Annotated in this window: 14 protein-coding genes; 10 read left to right on the top strand and 4 right to left on the bottom strand. The window is 53.8% G+C overall.

The window, feature by feature from the left end; translation table 11 throughout:
- Positions 1 to 6: 6 nt before the first annotated feature.
- From ACMTNU_RS01195 to ACMTNU_RS01180, 4 genes are all read right to left on the bottom strand, one after another.
- Positions 7 to 1089 carry a tyrosine-type recombinase/integrase gene (locus ACMTNU_RS01195; RefSeq protein ID WP_413933375.1) on the bottom strand — a complete coding sequence of 361 codons (1083 nt, stop codon included), beginning with the start codon at positions 1087 to 1089 and terminating at the stop codon, positions 7 to 9.
- A gap of 1 nt (position 1090) precedes the next feature.
- A complete protein-coding gene (locus tag ACMTNU_RS01190) occupies positions 1091 to 1396 on the bottom strand; it encodes a helix-turn-helix domain-containing protein (protein WP_413933374.1) in 306 nt (101 codons plus the stop codon).
- A 30-nt stretch (positions 1397 to 1426) separates the two neighbouring features.
- Complete coding sequence (locus tag ACMTNU_RS01185; RefSeq protein WP_413933373.1) at positions 1427 to 1750, bottom strand: hypothetical protein; 324 nt, start codon at positions 1748 to 1750, stop codon at positions 1427 to 1429.
- A 146-nt stretch (positions 1751 to 1896) separates the two neighbouring features.
- Positions 1897 to 2703: a hypothetical protein gene (locus ACMTNU_RS01180; RefSeq protein ID WP_413933372.1), complete on the bottom strand. Its 807-nt coding sequence runs from the start codon at positions 2701 to 2703 to the stop codon at positions 1897 to 1899.
- 401 nt (positions 2704 to 3104) lie between these two features.
- On the opposite strand from ACMTNU_RS01180, the gene hsdR reads away from it, so the two are divergent.
- The 10 genes from hsdR to ACMTNU_RS01130 all read left to right on the top strand — a co-directional run bounded on the left by hsdR (position 3105) and on the right by ACMTNU_RS01130 (position 17366).
- Positions 3105 to 5534, top strand: coding sequence for an EcoAI/FtnUII family type I restriction enzme subunit R (gene hsdR / locus ACMTNU_RS01175; RefSeq protein ID WP_413933371.1), 2430 nt, complete (start codon positions 3105 to 3107; stop codon positions 5532 to 5534).
- A gap of 15 nt (positions 5535 to 5549) precedes the next feature.
- A complete protein-coding gene (locus ACMTNU_RS01170; RefSeq protein WP_413933370.1) occupies positions 5550 to 7328 on the top strand; it encodes an N-6 DNA methylase in 1779 nt (592 codons plus the stop codon).
- Positions 7328 to 9283: a restriction endonuclease subunit S gene (locus ACMTNU_RS01165; protein ID WP_413933369.1), complete on the top strand. Its 1956-nt coding sequence runs from the start codon at positions 7328 to 7330 to the stop codon at positions 9281 to 9283. The genes ACMTNU_RS01170 and ACMTNU_RS01165 overlap by 1 nt, the downstream gene beginning before the upstream one ends.
- 1 nt (position 9284) lies before the next feature.
- Complete coding sequence (locus tag ACMTNU_RS01160; RefSeq protein WP_413933368.1) at positions 9285 to 11141, top strand: AAA family ATPase; 1857 nt, start codon at positions 9285 to 9287, stop codon at positions 11139 to 11141.
- The gene (locus ACMTNU_RS01155) at positions 11138 to 11953 is read left to right on the top strand and encodes a hypothetical protein (RefSeq protein WP_413933367.1); all 816 of its coding nucleotides are present in this window, start codon (positions 11138 to 11140) and stop codon (positions 11951 to 11953) included. Before ACMTNU_RS01160 ends, ACMTNU_RS01155 begins: the two co-directional genes overlap by 4 nt.
- A gap of 536 nt (positions 11954 to 12489) precedes the next feature.
- Positions 12490 to 13071, top strand: a complete 582-nt coding sequence (locus tag ACMTNU_RS01150; protein ID WP_413933366.1) for a restriction endonuclease — start codon at positions 12490 to 12492, stop codon at positions 13069 to 13071.
- 13 nt (positions 13072 to 13084) lie between these two features.
- Complete coding sequence (locus ACMTNU_RS01145) at positions 13085 to 13660, top strand: hypothetical protein (protein ID WP_413933365.1); 576 nt, start codon at positions 13085 to 13087, stop codon at positions 13658 to 13660.
- Positions 13661 to 13964: 304 nt separating this feature from the next.
- Positions 13965 to 14348, top strand: coding sequence for an excisionase family DNA-binding protein (locus ACMTNU_RS01140; protein WP_413933364.1), 384 nt, complete (start codon positions 13965 to 13967; stop codon positions 14346 to 14348).
- Positions 14349 to 14778: 430 nt separating this feature from the next.
- Positions 14779 to 15594 carry a uracil-DNA glycosylase family protein gene (locus ACMTNU_RS01135; RefSeq protein ID WP_413933363.1) on the top strand — a complete coding sequence of 272 codons (816 nt, stop codon included), beginning with the start codon at positions 14779 to 14781 and terminating at the stop codon, positions 15592 to 15594.
- The gene (locus ACMTNU_RS01130; protein WP_413933362.1) at positions 15591 to 17366 is read left to right on the top strand and encodes an amidohydrolase family protein; all 1776 of its coding nucleotides are present in this window, start codon (positions 15591 to 15593) and stop codon (positions 17364 to 17366) included. The genes ACMTNU_RS01135 and ACMTNU_RS01130 overlap by 4 nt, the downstream gene beginning before the upstream one ends.
- Positions 17367 to 17392 lie beyond the last annotated feature (26 nt).

The raw sequence follows: 17392 nt of genomic DNA, 5'->3' as shown, positions 1-17392 counted from the left end.
TCACCATTAAATCAACGACTTCGAAGATCCCGCCTTCAACGACCCGCCCAATTGTGACAGATTTGTGTCATAGGGCGGTCGGTGTTCCAGCACGTTAACCCCATCCCGCAAGCTTTCAGGACAATGATGCGCATAGCGTTGCGTCATCGTCCCGGTCTTGTGACCGAGCAGCCGTTGGACCTTGTACAGATCGATCCCCCGTTGCACCAGTCGTGTGGCGAACGTGTGCCGCAGGTCATGGAAGCGGAAATCAGGAATACCTGCCCGATCCCTCGCTTCACAAAATTCACGCACCAGGAATCGCACTTGGAGCGTATGGCCCAACGGTGTCTTGAACACCGGTCCCTGTGATGCGCCTGCCGCAGCCTGTTTGGCTGCGAGTAGGTCGTACACGGTCGCGTTCAAGGGGATCGTACGGCGTGTGCCGTTCTTGCTCTTCATCACGATGAGCGTCCCACGGGTGAAATCCACATCCTGCCACAGTAGATTCAGGATCTCCCCTTGCCTCATCCCGGTGTTAAGCGCAAAGCGGATGATCTCTTGAAGCCAGGGCGATGAAGCAGCCAGGAGACGGTCCTCTTCGTCGGCATTTAGCCAACGATCCACTTCGTTCTGCACCTGCTCAAAAGAAACACGGTGCATGGGGTTCTCCCGGCACCATTCCCATTCCCGCATCGCCAGATTGAAGGCATGCCGCACCAGCTGGAGTTCCTTGTTCGTGGTTGCTGGGGCTGCCCCTTCGAGCCGCCGTTGGACTTTGTACTCTGCGAGCAGCTTCGGCGTAATGTGCCCAAGCACTCGCTGACCAAAAACCGGGAGGAGATGCTTGAGAGCTGTCGCATCCCGGATTCGGCTCTTGGGAGCCTTCAGCAGCGAGCGTTCTGCCATATAGCGGGTCATCATGTCGTCAAAGGTCCGATCCTGCTCAGGATGTTTATCAAAAAACACGCCCTCAATGATCTGGCTCTTTACTTTTCCAAGAATCGCGTCGGCTAGACGTTTATCTCCCGTACCGGTCGATTGTCGAATCCGCGATCCCTGATAGACGAAATCCATCCACCAGACTTTTCCTCGTTTTACGAGTCCCATTCTATTGCTCCTTTCGGAATGGGCTCGCTATGCTGGTTTCCCCGCGCTCAGTATAGATGGCACGTTTTGCACGCTCAATGAGGACATCTACGTTGTGCGGGGGCTGTGAGCGGCGCTTCTTCGGTACAGAAACAGCCGGTTGGCTGGTCACCCGACAGGTTTCAAGCCACTGGTCGATCTCGTCTTGCCGGAACCGCAGCAGGCCGTGGAGTTTGAGGCTCGGAATCTTGCCTTGTGCCGCCCAGGCGTAAAGCGTAGCGGCTTTAATGTGTAGCAGCTGAGCAAGTTCTTGGACCGTGAGTAACATTGTGAAACTCGTCGTACCGGATTGAACGTCTTACCGTCGATGGCGACCAAGTTGTTTTCGAACAGGTCGTGACTCCCGCACGGGAGAGCCAGGCACGGGTTTCGGTGGTCCATCAATCAAGAACCCATCTGAGCGACAGATCCGGCCTTTATAGACAGCCCGGTACCAGTAGTCGCCTCCACCGAATTGGGATTGCACGAAGCTTTCGTCAAAGTACCAAGCAGGGAAGACGCCGAGGTACTGCCGCCCGCGCTGAGGGTCGATGCGATACAAGTACACTTTGGGTTCGTTCTCCGGCCAGTCGCCAGGGAGTCTGTCGGCCCAACTGTCGTGTGAGTTGCGATGTCGTGTCATGGATCATTCCTCCTGTACATCTGATATGGGTTTGCTGCCTACGCCATGAGCGCATGGCGCAATCTAGTAACGAGGGTACAGAGTGTTGTGGGTTCCGGTCATAGAGGAGAAAAGGTGGGGGGACTTTTCTCCGGGGGAGAAATCAGTCAGCTCTGCCAGGGATTGAAAGGAATGGGATGGTGTTGGAGGAAGCGTTTCCACTCGGTAAACCAGCGTTCAAAGTGCTCGCAGTAGGGTGCCACCTGATCTTGGATGTAAGAAATCCGTTGACGGACTAGTTCGCCTCGAAGCGGTGACGGGTCATAGGTGGCCGGGCAAAAGCTGTTCAGCAAAAGGGCAATCGAGGTATATCGGGATCCACGAGGTGAGCCCGTCTGAACCAGGTGACGGCTGAGCAGTACCATTCCGGTATTGAACCAGTGCTCACCGGGGCGGCCGTTTAAACGAGATGCGGGGGGAGTTTCAAGCGTGAAGCTGGTCCACAGACTCGTCTTTTCCCCAACGTATCCGTCAAGGTCTGGCGGCTCGGGCATGGCCTCAAACCGGGTTCTCAATCGTTCCAACCCCACCTGATCGAATGACTGCCCGGTTCTCAGTAAGGCTGGAGCAGCGGTTTCGATGGTTTGGAGGTCCGATTCGGTGATGAGGTGAAAGTCTCGTAAGTTTGCGAGGGATCCAGACCGGTCTTGCGAGAAGACTTGTGGAAATGTGGATGAAGAGCTTACGCGCGATTCATCACAGGTCCTGATGAGGACGTGGAGAATATAGACCGGGTCTGCGCCACGCTCGATGACGTGTTTGAAGGTCTCAGTGGAACGTGTCTCAAAGCGCTTGAGGTGGGTAATCAGGTGGGCATATTGTCCGGCACATTCAGGAACCTCGTCCCAGGATCTTAGAATCTGTTCCCAAAACCGAAACGCGGTACGAGTTCGTGTGCGCCACTGAACCGACATATGGGTATCGCCTCACTGGTGCCTGCAATCGAGGGAAGATAGCCTTGAATAATGAGTGTAGTCGAAGTCGCCATGCTGTCCAGTGAATGGCCAGTTCAACCAGGAAGGGGAAGCCACAGGGGGTTCATAACGAGGTTATGGAAAGGGGTTAAAACCTAGTTTTGGAGGGGTTTTTGTCAGAATAATCCCAGTATAGGAACGTAAAAATCAGGTTTCATAACCCTTACTCGATCACGTTAAGGGGTCAGATTAGCGAGGAGCCGATACCAGTATTCATGAAACGCAAGCTAGGCCCTTTGAGGGACCCTAGAAGCGCTTCCCCATTCGGAAGGAGTGATTTCCCAAGGGGAAAGGGGTAAGCTGCTGGCGCCTCCGGTCTTGTCTGGCGCGCGTCTCTGCATATGGTAGAACTCGACAAGAAGTCACTAACTGAACGTGATATCTGCACCAAGTTGATTACGCCTGCCATTCAAAGAGCTGGATGGTTGCTCCACCAGTTTCGGGAGGAAGTGAAGCTGACTGATGGTCGAGTGATGGTGCGTGGTCAGATTGCTGCTCGGATCAAGAATCCTGACACCAAAGGTGGACCGAAGCGTGCGGACTATGTTCTCTATGCCCACCCCAATGTCCCTCTAGCCGTTATTGAGGCAAAGCAAAATAGGTTTTCAGTTGGTCACGGCATGCAGCAAGCTTTGGCCTATGCGGAAATGCTGGATGCTCCGTTCGCGATTAGCTCGAACGGGGATGGATTTCTATTGCATGACAGGACCGGACTATCCAATCCCATAGAGCGAGAATTGACTCTCGAACAACTCCCGGGTTGGGGAGAGCTGTGGCAGCTCTATCAGCGATGGAAAGGCTTGGCGGAAGCGGAGGCTCTCAAACTCGTCGAACAGCCATATTTCACTGATGCGAGTGGCAGAGAGCCACGGTATTACCAGAAGGTAGCAATTAATCGAGCAATCGAAGCCATTGCAAAAGGGCAAGACCGCATCCTGTTGGTGATGGCAACAGGCACTGGTAAGACCTACACGGCCTTTCAAATCATTTGGCGGCTATGGAAAGCCAAGAAAAAGAAACGCATCTTGTTCTTAGCCGATCGTAACATTCTTGTAGATCAGACTATGCAGCAAGATTTCGCCCCGTTCGGCGAAGTCATGCACAAGATCACCAATCGTGAAGTGAAGAAGAACTATGAAGTCTATCTCGCGCTGTACCAGGCAGTGACAGGCCAGGAAGAGTGGAAGCAAATCTACCGTCAATTTCCCGCGGACTTCTTCGATCTTGTCGTCGTCGACGAATGCCACCGTGGTAGTGCAGTCGATGACTCAGCTTGGCGAGAGGTGCTCGATTATTTCCAACACGCCACCCATCTTGGGCTTACAGCAACGCCGCGTGAAACGAAGGATGCAAGCACCAAGACCTACTTCGGTGAGCCTGTATATACCTACTCTCTCAAGCAAGGGATCGAAGACGGGTTCCTAGCTCCCTACAAAGTCATTCGCATCGTGTCCGATGTGGATGCATTGGGCTATACCCCTGAAAAGGGCAAGCGCGACAAGCATGGAAAGCTGATAGAACAGCGCCAATACAACACCAAGGACTTCGATCGTGGTCTTGTGCTGAAGAAGCGCACCGAACTTGTGGCGGGCAGGGTATGGGAGTACCTGAAGGCAACTGACCCAATGGCGAAGACGATTGTTTTCTGTGATGACCAGGACCATGCGGAACGGATGCGACAGGCATTGGTGCAACTCATTCCTGCCGCGGCGAAGAACCGTCGCTATGTCATGCGCATAACCGGCGATGATACGGAAGGGAAAGCGCAGCTCTCCTATTTTATCGACAACGATGAGCCCTATCCTGTGATTGCCACGACCTCGAAGCTTCTGACCACTGGTGTTGATGCCAAGACCTGCAAGCTGATCGTGCTCGACCAGACTATCAACTCCATGACCGAGTTTAAACAGATTATCGGGCGGGGGACACGTATCCGCGAGGATTACCAGAAGCTCTATTTCACCATCATGGATTTCAAGGGCGCCACGCGTTTGTTTGCCGATCCGCAGTTTGATGGTGAGCCAGTCATTATTTATGAGCCAAAGCCAACGGATTCTGTGGTTCCGCCAGAGGGTGCAGGTACTGCCGCTGCGCCTAGCGACGGTGAAGAAACTTCTGAATCAATTCTCCCAGGGCTTACCACAGGATCTGACACGAGTGCGCAGACGACTGGAGAGGGTCGAATCAAGTATTACGTTGACGATGTGGAAGTGCGCACCGCGATTGAGCGCTCCCAGTACCTCGATGCTGATGGAAAGCTCATCTCCGAGGATTTCCGCGTCTATCTGCAAGGGGAAATCAAGAAATCTCTGCGCGGCCAATTCGGCTCACTCACTGAGTTTCTCCGACGATGGGATCAAACTGAGCGTAAACAAGCCATTATTGACGAACTCAAGGCGCAAGGGCTCCCAATTGATGTCTTGAGACAGGCAGTTCCCAATAGCGCAGGCTTCGATGTGTTTGACCTCATTGCACACATTGCCTTTGACCAGCGCCCACTCACGCGCCAGGAACGGGCAAATGCCGTAAAGAAGCGCAACTACTTTGCCAAGTATGGGGGGCAAGCACGTGCAGTGCTGGAGGCCCTATTGGACAAGTACGCCGATCATGGGATTACGGATATCGAGGACCCAAAGGTGCTCGAACTGCCGCCGCTGGATCGGTATGGGACCAAATCGCAAATTCGTCGCGGGATCTTCGGTGGGGCCGAAGCGTATGCACGAGCCGTTACTGAACTGGAACGTGCACTGTACGCGGACATGACGGCCTAAGAAAGAGAGTCACTGATGAACCTGAGTAGTACGATTAAGTCCATCCAGGACATTATGCGCAAGGACGACGGCGTCGATGGCGATGCCCAGCGCATTGGCCAGCTCACCTGGATGCTGTTCCTCAAGGTCTTTGATCAGAGGGAAGAGGAATGGGAGGACGATAATCCCGCATACGAGTCCCCGCTACCTCGGAAGTTTCGCTGGCGCAACTGGGCTGCATACACGGCTGACGCCGAAGGGAAGAAAAAGCCCCAGATCCAGGGCAGCGAATTGATTGGCTTCGTCAACAACGAATTATTTCCCGCACTCAAGGAGCAGATCGATCCGTCAAAAGGTCCGATGCACCAGGTCATCAAGCGAGTGTTCAAAGACGCTAATAATTACATGAAATCCGGCCCGTTGATGTTATCCGTCATCGAGAAACTTGAAGAAGCCATCAACTTCCATGATCTAAAGACTCGCGTCAGCCTGGGTGATGTGTATGAACAGTTGCTCAACGATTTGCGGAGTGCAGGAAACGCGGGTGAGTTCTACACGCCGCGCGCCATTACCCAGTTCATGGTGGACCGCGTCAACCCACGCCTAGACAGGCGGGAAAAGGTTATGGACCCCGCCTGCGGTACCGGCGGATTTTTGACAGCCGTCATCAATCACTTCCGTAACCAGCTCACCGCCAAATCGAGCGCCGACGATAAGCGGGCGATTGAAAAGCTTATTCGAGGCATCGAAAAGAAGCAGCTTCCCCACTTGCTGTGCACCACCAATATGTTGCTGCACGGCATCGATGTGCCAAGCCAGATTGAGCAGCTCAACACCCTAGGCATCGGCTGGAACGAATGGAGCGCACATGACAAGGTGGAGTGCCTTGTGACCAACCCGCCATTTGGTGGATATGAAGATGACTCAGCGGGTGGCGACTTCCCGGACGATTTGCGTACGCGCGAGACGGCGGACATGTTCATGGCACTCATCATCAAGAAGCTACTGAAAGAGCATGGTCGCGCCGCTGTGGTGTTGCCTGATGGATTTTTATTCGGCGAAGGTATTAAGGCCACTCTCAAGCAGTTACTACTGCGCGATTGCAAGTTGCACACGATCATCCGTTTGCCCAAGGGCGTGTTTGCCCCGTACACCACGATCAAGACCAATTTGCTGTTCTTCACGAAAGGCGCAGTGATCGATGATGGCACGGAGCATTTCCACACCGACACCATCTGGTTCTACGAGCACCCCTATCCACCGGGGTACAAGAGCTACTCGAAGACTAAGCCCATCCGCTTCGAAGAGTTCAAGCTTGAGCAAGACTGGTGGGGGAGCGAGGACAATGATTTTGCTGAGCGAATGGAAAACGAATTCGCCTGGAAGGTGGATTTCAAGGCCAAGCGCGAACAAGCTGAGACTGCGGCCAAGCCACACTGGGAGCGTGCTGAGGAACTGAACAATCAGGTGGCTGCGTTAGAAGCCCGAGCCCGAGAACTCCGCAACAGTCTCATTGGCAGCACTGATGTGGCGAATAGGGAGAAGGTCGAAGCCGAAGTTGCTGCTCTCCGTGAACAGACTGAGCCGGTGCGTGTGCAAGCCCGCGACTCCCAGGCTGCCGGCGACCGCCTCTACTGGCCCATCTTCAATCTCGATCTCAAAAACCCCAACGCTCCGGAGGAGGAGAGCCACGACCCCGATGCGCTTCTGGATAAATACAAAACCTTGCTCGGCCAGATCGAAGAGACTGAAAACCAGCTGAAGAGCGAACTTGCCGCTGCGCTAGCCCATCATTTCACGGGTGAGGACACCTGATGGACGCGCAACAGTTCCTGGGGGAGTTTGGGCATATCGCCAATGCACCAGAGGGAGTGGCACGGCTTCGGACATTGATCATACACTTCGCGGTGGTGGGAAAGCTTGTGGCCGGAGATCCAAACCGTACAATCAAGGCGGCAGAATTAGTATTGGTAAATGCGGAAATCGAAAGAAACAAACTAATCACGACAGGACAAGCGAGGCGCACTCATCCATTCCCTCCCTTGCCCGACTCAGACCAAATTAAATACCCTCGGCACTGGGCTACAACGCGTTTAGGGGGCGTGGTTCACCTCGTCTCTGGACAGCACTTGGGCCCGCAAGAACAAAATGCTACGGGAATCGGCATTCCCTATTTCACAGGGGCATCTGACTTCGGGCTGATCCATCCAATTGTTACGCGCTGGACGGAAGAACGACGCGCGGTCGCGGCACATGGTGATATTTTGATTGCCGTAAAGGGAACAATCGGAAAGATTAACTTTCTGAATCTCGAGGAGGCAGCGCTAGGGCGCCAGCTCATGGCGATTAGGGCTCTCATCGTTGACCCCAAGTTTGTGGCACTAATCCTTCGAGACAAAGAAACTTATTTCGTCTCTAGGAGTATAGGAATTGCAATTCCAGGGATTTCCCGAGAAGACATTCTTTATCTTCCGGTTGCTATTCCACCTCTTGACGAACAATCCCGCATCGTCGCCAAAGTGGATGAATTGATGGCCCTGTGCGACCAGCTCGAAAGGCAGCAGCAAGATCGCCGCAAAGTGCAAAACGCCTTACGGCAATCCACTCTGCAAACGGTTGCCAGCGCACAAAGCCCGCAAGAATTGCGTAGTAGCTGGACGCGGCTGGAAGCAATCTTGTGGTGGTTGTTTAGTGCGCCCGAAGATTTGATGGATTTTAAGCAGGCGGTTCTTGATCTTGCAGTATGTGGCCTCTTGTCGAGACAGAGTGCTCGGGTAACTACGGACGATGTGGCGTTTATTCGGCTTAGGAAAAAGAGATTATCCGACAAGAAAAAGATTAAACGCGATGTGCCAGTCATTGACTTCGCTGGCCTCAATGAAATGTTGACCAGCATTCCGCCGCAATGGCAATGGGTACGGTTAAATGACATCGCGAGTGTGATAAGAGGTGGATCACCTCGGCCCGCAGGCGATCCAAGATTCTATGGAGGAAGTATTCCCTTTCTCAAGGTTGGAGATGTAACTGCGGCTAAAGGAATGTTTGTCACCAGCTATACCTCAACCATCAAAGAGGAAGGCCTAAATAAGACTACAGAAATTACCAGCCGAACAGTTCTGCTGACCAACAGCGGTGCTACACTCGGAGTGCCCGCCATCTGCGAGTTTAGAACCACCTTTAATGACGGTATAGCAGCATTTATTGAGCTAGCCGATGCGGTATTCGATGAGTATTTGTATCTCTTTCTTAAATCAAGAACCCAATGGTTGCGAGATATTGCTTCTCGAGGTCAAGGGCAACCTAATTTGAATACAGATATTATTCGCTCTATGTGGTTCCCTCTTCCACCATTGGGAGAACAAAAGCAGATTGTTGCGCGCGTTGCAAAGTTGATGAGGTTCTGTGATGCCCTTGAGTTACAACTGAGCGGCCTCAACAGGGTAGCAGCGGATCTTTCAGTCGCGGCTGTAGGAAGTCTTACCGGCATTGCCGTCGAACGAGAGGAGAATGAACCTGTGAAAGCCCCCGAAACAGAACTCCTTGCCCCGCTACGCCTTGGCAGGACACCTGACATCAGAGCCCAGGCGCCACTGGCTACACTGCTGGTCCGGTATAACGGCGAAATGAGTGCTACGGATCTGTGGCAACGGTTCGGTGGCGAGATCGATGCTTTCTACGACCAACTGAAAACCGAAGTCGCGCACGGCTGGATTCAAGAGCCGGCTGTGGCTGAAATGCGCGAAAAGGTCGTTGGCACAGCGGGAGCATGAAATGCGGCTGCGTTACCTGGCCATTCCGAAATTCCGAAACCTGCGCAACCTCACGATGGATTTCTGCACCCAATTACCTTCGGAGGAAGGGGGGGCGGAAAACTTAGCTGGCAAACCCATCCGCAGTCACGCGCTGATCGGCCAGAATGCCACGGGCAAGTCAAACCTCATTGAGGCTCTGATTACCATCTTCCGTGACATTGATCTTAACCGCGAAGCTGCGTTCGACTATACGTTGGAATATGAAATTCGTGGTCATATTGTGCGCATCCAAGCCGAGAAGGCTAAGCAGAAGCATCCTTTCGTGTGGGTGGATGACGATCGGGTCTCTCAGGAGTATCTGACAAAGAATGATCCGCTGAACAAAGTTGATCAGGACAAGCGACGCGGGCCACGTCTCCTCCCAACTCACATCTTTGCCTATTATTCAGGCCGCAACGAGCGTATCGAGTCCTTGTTTCAGGAACACCAGCGGCGCTTCAACCGAAGGCAAGAGATCACCGCCGAAGAAAAGTTGAGTGAGGAGGCACTGGCTGGGCTGTATCAACAAGGCGAGTTCGACGCCGAGGCCGCCGCCAGGCTGCGCGCTGGGATTGAAGGCCGGACCAAGCGCGCAGGAGACGACCGCTTGCGTCGATTGTTCTATTGCCGAGGCGGGCACAGCCAACTGGTGTTGCTGGCCTGCCTTCTGTCTGACGATCAGGTGTTTCAGAAGGTGCTGAGAAATTTGCACATCGAGTCGCTGGAATCTGCCCTCTTTGTGTTGAAAGAGCCGTACCGTCTCCGCGAGAGGCGTCGCAGTGGTACCTTCGATGAGAACGAACTCAACGAAGGTGATCCACGCTTCTGGTACGCGCGCGGGAATGTCGTGAGCGAGTTTCTGGATAAGCTCTGGCAAGTTGCTTGGGCACCCATCCAGGAGGAAAGAACCAAACAACTCGACTTCCGTGGACGCAGTGAGAAGCAAAAGCAGCTCTACCTCTTTGTTCCTAGCCAAGAGAAGCTCAAGAAGCTTGGTGACCTGGTTGGTAGCGTTGACAGCTTCTTCCGCTATGCCGAGGGGGCCTACATCGGTGATCTGATCGACGAAGTGCGGATCACTGTTAGGAAGCGTGACGAGAACGGAGGCAAGGTGAGCTTTACCCAGCTCTCGGAAGGTGAGCTACAAATGCTCACGGTGCTGGGGCTCATGCGGATTACTCGCGAGGACCACTGCCTCTTTCTGCTTGATGAGCCGGATACACATCTCAACCCAATTTGGAAGCTTCGGTATTTTGATGATATCGAAGGCGTCTTAGGTTCCGGGGGCGACTCGATAGCACACGGTGAATCGCAGGTCCTCATTACGACGCATGATCCGATGATGATCGGGAGCCTTCGACGGGAGCAGGTGCACATTCTGCGTACGGAAGGGGGCAAGTCGGTGGTCGAGATCCCTGACGAGCACCCGCAAGGCATGGGCGTCGCCGGACTCCTGAAAAGCGAGATGTTTGGTCTGCCCTCAACATTGGATGCACCGACTCTGCGGGAATTGCAGGAAAGGAACGAGCTTTTAGCTAAGAAAGCAAAACAGGGGCTCACTGAAGCAGAGGAATCAAGACTTGCGCATTTGCGGAAGCATCTTGAAGACTTGGGCTTTTCACGAGAGTACCGAGATCCTCTCTACCAGCTTTTTATCCAAAAAATGTATGAGGCCAGGAGTCAGCCGTTAAACAAGCTTTTCACGGAAGATGAGCTCAGGGAACAGGAAGCGCTTGCCAAGGCAATCGTTACTAAGCTCGTCAAGCAAGATCGCCAGAGTGATCTTTCCGCGCTGGCGCAAGAGCTGAAAATACAATTGGGACGCAATAAGACATGAGAAGAGTCCACATCAAAGGTGCTCCTCCTAAAGATTGGGTGGATGAAGCTGAAGCCATAACGACCTTGCTGCGTGCTGCAACCAATCTGGACGAGCGCGCAAAGATTATCGATAAGAACGAGGGTCTTTGGCGAGATGACCGCATTCGCAACTGGCTGCTCCAACAGTTCAATAATAAGTGCTGGTATACGGAAGCTCAGGACTCAGTTTCGTCAATCCATATCGACCACTATCGGCCTAAGTGCCGAGTGAAAGATTTGGAAGGCGACGTGTGCGAGGGATATTGGTGGTTGGCATTTGATTGGAAGAACTATCGGATCTGTGGTCAGCTTATCAATGTTAAGAAACTCGATGTTTTCCCAATTATCGAGGGTGCTCGAGCTAATGCTACAGATCCCGTGTCGCTGCAGTTGGAAGCGCCCCTCTTAATTGATCCGACCACTGATCAGGCCAGACTGATCACATATGAAAAGGACGAGGATGCTTGCATGGCCGTACCAGCAGCCAACATTAGCGACCAAGATGAACAAAGGGCCTTGAGAACGATTGAGATACTAGGCCTTAACGTGAGAGACAGGCTTAAACAAAAGCGTGCAGATTACTGGGATAAGTGCATGATGGCGATTGCAGATTATAAGGGGGCAACTGGGCCTCATGTGCTACAGCTTGTTGGTCAGGCAGCCGCAATGGAAAAGCTGAAGGGGATGGTCGGATATACGGAAGAGTTCTCTTCCGTTATAGAGGCATGCATTCGAAAAAATGCTCCTGCCCCATTGATCGCATTGATATTTGAGAAACTCCCGAGTGCATGAAGAGGAAATACAAGGAGGCTGGCTGGTTCGGCAGTGTAGAGCGGCTCACTGCAAAGCCATTCTTGATAGTTCAAACGAATTAGTAGCATTTTTGAAGATCGTGATGTTCAAAAGGTGACTTGATGGCCTCGAAACCTATGTGGATGGTCCGAGCCGGTGAGAGAGCTGCTTCCATCTCAGACTTCCGAGAGAAAGGTGTAATTGCGATAGGATGGAGTGAGATTGATTGGACTAAGTGTCCAAACAAGGAGGCAATTGTCACGAAGCTCATGATCACGTGGCCTGACTTAACCGCGCCTCAGGCATCTGCTGCGGCGAGTCAAATTGATCGGTTCTTGAGGGGATTCAAAATTGAGGACAGAGTCATTACCTACGATCCATCGCTACGCACCTACTTTCTGGGCGTCATAAAAACCGAACCACAATTCAAACCCGGATTGGTTCCAGAATTAGCCACGGTCAGGGAAGTATCCTGGCAAGGAGAAGTCCGAAGGGATCTACTGTCCGTGACTACGAGAAATTCCCTTGGAGCCATCATGGCTTTGTTCAAGGTACCTGAGGAGTCGTCTCAGGAGATTGAGGCCAAAGCAAAATCAAAAGTACAGGGGACAGTGATTGCAGAACAAGAAGAGCAACAGGGTGTGGCAGAGGCGCTCAAGGATATTCAATCCCGATCCGTAGAATTCATAAAAGACCGGTTGTCCCGACTTGACTGGGAGCAGATGCAGCAGATCATCGCCGGGCTTTTAAGAGCGATGGGTTACAAAACAAGAATTTCTCCGAGGGGCTCTGATCGTGGGAAGGATATTATCGCTTCGCCCGATGGTTTTGGTTTTGAGCCACCACGCATTGTGGTTGAAGTAAAACACAGGCGCGACGCAATGGGCGCAAATGAAATCCGCAGTTTTATTGGTGGGCGTCACAAAGACGACAAGGGACTGTATGTCAGTACGGGAGGCTTTTCTAAAGAAGCCCGATACGAAGCGGATCGCTCGGCGATTCCTTTGACGCTAATGGACCTCGACGACCTTGCCCGTGAGATCGCTGATCATTTCGAAAAAATGGATTCTGAGGCGAGAGCGTTGATCCCGCTCACGCGAATCTATTGGCCCACATAGATTGGTCACACCAATGGACCCCGTTTTTACTCTCCAATGGCCCGAATTTCTTCTGGCGAACCGACTGCAGAATCTGTTCCCGAAATCAAAAGGCTATTCGGTGCTGATCCCTACCTCTCGTCAGGAGAAGGGGTTTGATTTAGCAATCCTCCGGCGGCGTCGAGATGGAAGCTCACGAGTGGTGACCATCCAAGTTAAGGCCTCTCGCTCGTATAGTCAGGAACCACCGAAGCGCAACACGACAAAACGGTGGCGATTCCATACTTGGTTCAATCGGTTTAATGTTCCCAAGGAAGCTGATTACTTCCTGCTCTTTGGTCTCTACGCCCCAGATGCGGGACGTACTAAGCCGGTTGGGCGCCACTGGTATAAAGACTGTACCTTGCTATTCACACAGCATGAGATGAAGAGGTTCATGTTGTCTTGTCGTACAAGAGCAGGTAGCCCAGATGGGATGTTCGGTTTTGGTTTTGACGATGAGCGGAAGGTTGTTCAAACACGTGGCGACCGAGACCGTGGGTTTAGAGACTACACTCCTTTTTTACTCTCGAAACGTGCATCCCTCCTCAAGGCCGCCCTCCGGGACTAGATGGTACTTTCTCGATCCATCGGATGGTAGCGCCATCCCAGCCGCTTCAGTCCTGGGACTGGTTTAAAGAAGTGGTTGTTCTTTGGTCGTCAATCAGTCCAGTGCCTGGGGCAACAAGTACCTCTTGCGGTCTGAGCGACCTGGAGACCCTAGCCCGGGAGGCCAAGGAATAGATTGCCGCTCATGCCCTGAAATGCTGTGCCTTGTCCTTGGGAAGCCCCCGGCCCTCCGGAGGTTTCCTTCACAGGATCAGATAGGTTTTACCACAACATTTCTCTCACCAACCCAATGGAGGCCAACAGCCATGAGTCCACCGCAAATAACCGAATTGGCTAACCAAACAGCCCAGATTCTTGATCGACTAATCGAAATCATTGCGCAGAAGGTTACGAACCAACTTAGACAAGAACTGAACAGAATCTACGAGATTAACCTAGAGCCTGAGCAACTCCATCGCTCGAGCATTAAATCAACCCAAACCAGCACTCACGGCAGTCTCTGGTCGATCAATAAGTTGGCTGCAGATTCAGGAATTCAGAAAGGCACCTGGTATAAGTGGATCGCTCAGAGGAGGATTCCAGCAGTCCGATTTGGCAGAACCGTTCGTATTCGCGACGAGGATTATCGGAAGCTGATTCAGAAATCGTTACGCCCTGAAATCATTCTGTCTAACCGATCATCTGAATAAGTCGGATTATCACAAGATTACGCATCGGCTATATCAATCTGTGAGAATCTCGCCCAGAAGAGTCTTTTCTTTGCATCGACCTTTTCTTGCCCATTTCATGAATGTCGGAAGGAGTGGATGATCGCTCATACCTTGAAACGCTGAATCGTTCCATTGGAAAACTTCCGGTCCTTAGGGGGGGGCTTCCTTAAGCTTCATGAAGGCTCTTGGCACAAGCCATCAATGGCAAGATGTGCAATCGTTGGGTGTCTACATTCAGATACAGTCTGTATCCATCTCTCTGGTGCGATCGCACCCTGGAAATGGCTTCAGCACTTGATTGTTCACGAATTCCTCTGAAATAGGCGGCCATGAAGAGATGGGAACCTGGTACAGTGCGCGGTACAAGACATGCATTGGTTTCCGAAGTATATCCAGGAGGTGCAGCACCATGACACGCCCATTTGACCCAGGGTATGGCGCACAACCGTTTAAGGGCTTGTGTGAGGACTATCCGGACGAGTCCGTGTATCCGTCGGGACAGTTTCGTCTGGAGTGGGGACCGATCTTTCACCGTGGACGCCTCGACGGATCCGCACGTGTTTTGGTGATCGGGCAAGACCCGGCGCAGCATGAGACCATCGTGCGCCGCATTTTGGTGGGAGAAGCAGGCCGTCGGGTCCAGGGATTCTTGGCGAAACTCGGGATCAGCCGAAGTTATGTGTTCATCAACGCCTATCTCTACAGTGTGTACGGTAGCGTCAAGGCCAAGACACGAAAGAGTCCCGCGCTCATCGAGTATCGCAATCGGTGGTTGGAAGCCTTGTTGGTGGGACAGCAGGTCGAAGCCGTGCTCGCGCTGGGGCAAGCGGCGGACGAGGCGTGGCAGTTCTGGCGAGCAACTCCAGCGGGGCAGTCCGTGTCCGTCGCCTATGCGGCTGTGACGCATCCGACGCAGCCCGAAAGTTCATCAAAGGGAGAGAAGGCCAAACTCCTGGCTGCCACCAAGAAGATGCTCCAGAACTGGAATGCCGCCCTACAAGTCCTCTCACCACATGTGCAGCATCCCGATGTGCCCACGGCCCTAATGTTGTACGGAGAGAACTGGGTGGACGGTGACCGAGTGGGGATTCCGGAGTTCGATTATCCGGCTGGGCTCCCGGCCTGGATGCATGAACAAGACGGCTGGGCCAAACGGGCCGGTGCCGACGACCTCGCAAAACGTCGCAACATTACGCTCACTGTGCCGAAAGGTGTGATCGCATGACCGATGGCGCTCGACGCTGGTATCCGCTCCCCAGCCCGGTGTCCACCGCACGACGTGCTACACCGACAGCCACAAGAGCCGCCAAGAAAACGAGTCCCATCGATCCGCTCGCGGGACCGAAGCTCGCGCTGGCCGGACGTGTGGTCACCATGGATGATGCTGGGACGGTCAAGCCCGATGCTGTCCTGTTCCTTGAGCAGGGCACCATCGTGGCGGTGCAAAACCGCCGGCAACCGCCGCCACCGGGATTCGACACAGTGCCCGTAGTGGAGACCGGCGGGACGCTCTTTCCCGGCCTCATCGAATTACACAACCATCTCAGCTATAACGCGCTGCCGCTCTGGAGCCCAGTGCCGAAGTTATTCCAACACCGTGGCCAATGGCCTGATCATCCCGATTACCGAAAGCTCATCAGCGGTCCGATGACCGTCGTGGGTACCTACCGCGATGCCCAAGGCAAGGCTGCGTTGCTCGCCCCGCTAGTTCGCTATGTGGAATGCAAATGCCTGTTGGGAGGGGTGACGACGACCCAAGGGATCATGTTGAGTAGCAATGCGGGGGTGCAGCGGTACTACCGGGGCATTGTCCGCAACGTGGAGCAGACCGATGACCCGGCGCTGTCGGAAGCCAAGGCGCGGATCCCTGATGTAGACGCCAAAAGCGCCGCCTCGTTCCTGGCTCGGCTCAAGAAAGAGGATAGCTGTTTCCTCCTGCATCTGAGTGAGGGGATTACCAAGCCGGAACAACCCGACTCGATCGCCCGCAAGCATTTTTTAGCGCTCGAAGTCGCGCCGAACCAATGGGCGATCAACGATCGGTTTGCGGGGATTCACGCAGCGGGGCTGTTGCCTGAGGATCTCGCCGTGCTCGCGCAGCACGGCGGCGCGATTGTGTGGTCACCGCTTAGCAACCTCCTGTTGTATGGCGACACAGCGCGGGTGGATGTGGCCAAGCAAGCGGGCGTCCGCATCAGCCTCGGCAGCGACTGGTCCCCCTCCGGGAGCAAGAATTTGTTTGGCGAGTTGAAAGTGGCGTGGCTCTATTCCCAGCATCAGTTGAACGGGTTGTTCAGCGCTCGAGACATTGTGGGGATGGCGACAAGGGAGGCGGCGAGGATTCTCAAGTGGCACGACGCCCTTGGCACGCTCGAAGCCGGCAAACGGGCCGATGTGCTGGTCATGGCTGGTCAGGAAGGGGATCCCTATGACGCGCTGATCCGGGCGAAGGAAACCGCGATCAGCTTGGTCATGATCAATGGCGTGGCCCGCTACGGCTTGCCAGGATTGATGAAGGCCTTCGGGTCAGAAGGAGAAACGGTACGAGTCGGGAGACAGACCCGGCGACTGTTTCTTCAGCAGGAAACCGGGGATCCGGATGTGGGGTCAGTGTCGTTACGTGCGGCCCGCAGCGCCTTGAAGAAGGCCTTCCAGGATCTCCCGAAATTGGCGCGAGAACTCGAGAAACCGAAGCCGAAGAAAGCCGCGCCGCGCGCGCTCGATGCCCCGGAACCGGTGGTGTGGTCTCTCGCGCTTGATGAGATTCAGGCGACCGGAGTAGACCAGCGCCCACGACTCCCTTTCAACGGCCCCCGCGATTTCACGGGACCCAAGCGGGCCTCCACACGTGCGACGGCTGTTCCGCTTTCGCAACTGCTTCAGCCGATCGCGCTCGACCCGCTCACGGTGGCCGACGATGCCAATTTTCTCACGGACATTGCCAACCAACCCAACCTGCCCGAGTCTATCCGGACCGGCCTGGCCGACCTCTACTGATCCATCTTCCTAAATGGCCCCCTTCC

The sequence above is a fragment of the Nitrospira sp. BLG_1 genome, from assembly GCF_047338595.1.
GTDB lineage: Bacteria > Nitrospirota > Nitrospiria > Nitrospirales > Nitrospiraceae > Nitrospira_D.
This window is presented reverse-complemented; position numbering and strand designations above follow the sequence as displayed.

Coding starts and splice junctions, on each gene's coding strand:
- ACMTNU_RS01135 (WP_413933363.1), top strand. CDS start 14,779: ATGACACGCCCATTTGACCCAGGGTATGGCGCACAACCGTTTAAGGGC.
- ACMTNU_RS01190 (WP_413933374.1), bottom strand. CDS start 1,396: ATGTTACTCACGGTCCAAGAACTTGCTCAGCTGCTACACATTAAAGCC.
- ACMTNU_RS01185 (WP_413933373.1), bottom strand. CDS start 1,750: ATGACACGACATCGCAACTCACACGACAGTTGGGCCGACAGACTCCCT.
- ACMTNU_RS01130 (WP_413933362.1), top strand. CDS start 15,591: ATGACCGATGGCGCTCGACGCTGGTATCCGCTCCCCAGCCCGGTGTCC.
- ACMTNU_RS01160 (WP_413933368.1), top strand. CDS start 9,285: ATGCGGCTGCGTTACCTGGCCATTCCGAAATTCCGAAACCTGCGCAAC.
- hsdR (WP_413933371.1), top strand. CDS start 3,105: ATGGTAGAACTCGACAAGAAGTCACTAACTGAACGTGATATCTGCACC.
- ACMTNU_RS01140 (WP_413933364.1), top strand. CDS start 13,965: ATGAGTCCACCGCAAATAACCGAATTGGCTAACCAAACAGCCCAGATT.
- ACMTNU_RS01165 (WP_413933369.1), top strand. CDS start 7,328: ATGGACGCGCAACAGTTCCTGGGGGAGTTTGGGCATATCGCCAATGCA.
- ACMTNU_RS01180 (WP_413933372.1), bottom strand. CDS start 2,703: ATGTCGGTTCAGTGGCGCACACGAACTCGTACCGCGTTTCGGTTTTGG.
- ACMTNU_RS01170 (WP_413933370.1), top strand. CDS start 5,550: ATGAACCTGAGTAGTACGATTAAGTCCATCCAGGACATTATGCGCAAG.
- ACMTNU_RS01150 (WP_413933366.1), top strand. CDS start 12,490: ATGGCTTTGTTCAAGGTACCTGAGGAGTCGTCTCAGGAGATTGAGGCC.
- ACMTNU_RS01155 (WP_413933367.1), top strand. CDS start 11,138: ATGAGAAGAGTCCACATCAAAGGTGCTCCTCCTAAAGATTGGGTGGAT.
- ACMTNU_RS01145 (WP_413933365.1), top strand. CDS start 13,085: ATGGACCCCGTTTTTACTCTCCAATGGCCCGAATTTCTTCTGGCGAAC.
- ACMTNU_RS01195 (WP_413933375.1), bottom strand. CDS start 1,089: ATGGGACTCGTAAAACGAGGAAAAGTCTGGTGGATGGATTTCGTCTAT.